The sequence below is a fragment of the Streptomyces spinosus genome (assembly GCF_020400655.1).
GTDB lineage: Bacteria > Actinomycetota > Actinomycetes > Streptomycetales > Streptomycetaceae > Streptomyces > Streptomyces argyrophylli.
Map to the genome: position 1 here is coordinate 1 of NZ_JAINRC010000065.1, position 610 is coordinate 610.

The following is a 610-nucleotide window of genomic DNA, read 5'->3' on the forward strand; positions in this document are numbered from 1 at the left end:
ATGCGTCAGTCGAGCTTCGTCACCTGGTAGTGGGAGATGTGCCAGCGGTCGGAGACACGTGTGAGCACGACGCTGAGCGTGACGTGGATGGCCGGGCGGTCGGTGAACCCGAAGTCGACGTCGAGGTAGCCGAGCAGGACGTCGTCCGCGAGGCTCCGTGTCTCGAGCACCCGGTACTCGGCGGTCAGCCCGGTCGGCTGGGAGTCGTAGTACGCGGCGACCCCGGGACGGCCGACGCTGTAGGGGCGGAGTCCCTGGAAGATGGCGTCCTCGGTGAAGAGCGCCGCGACCTTCTCCGGCTCGTGCGCGTCGACCGCGCTCTTCCACTGGTCCACCACGCCACGCAGGATCGCTTCGTGGGCTGCCGTGCCGCTCATCGGTCTTCTCCTCCGGCGGGACCCGGGTCGTTGGGGTGGGGCTGCAGGGCGGTGATCTCGGCGGTCATCCACGGCCACAGGGGCAGGGTGCCGAGCACGTTCTCGCGCAGGTCGGCCTCGTCGTCCGCGCGCCACACGCCGATGCTGCGCAGCTCGCCGACCGGGCGCCACAGCCGGAACAGGTGTCCGGTGGCGGCCAGTTCCCGGGCCCGGACGGATTCGGCCGCGCGTCG

At 71.0% G+C, this 610-nt stretch carries 2 protein-coding genes; both read right to left on the reverse strand.

The annotated features are described in order from the left end of the window. Window positions 1-5: 5 nt before the first annotated feature. Window positions 6-377 (reverse strand): SgcJ/EcaC family oxidoreductase, encoded by a 372-nt coding sequence (locus tag LG395_RS40920; RefSeq protein WP_225814667.1) that lies wholly within the window; start codon window positions 375-377, stop codon window positions 6-8. Beyond that, window positions 374-610 (reverse strand): muconolactone Delta-isomerase family protein (locus tag LG395_RS40925; protein ID WP_225814669.1); only part of this gene is annotated, 237 nt, incomplete at its 5' end. The genes LG395_RS40920 and LG395_RS40925, both read right to left, overlap by 4 nt.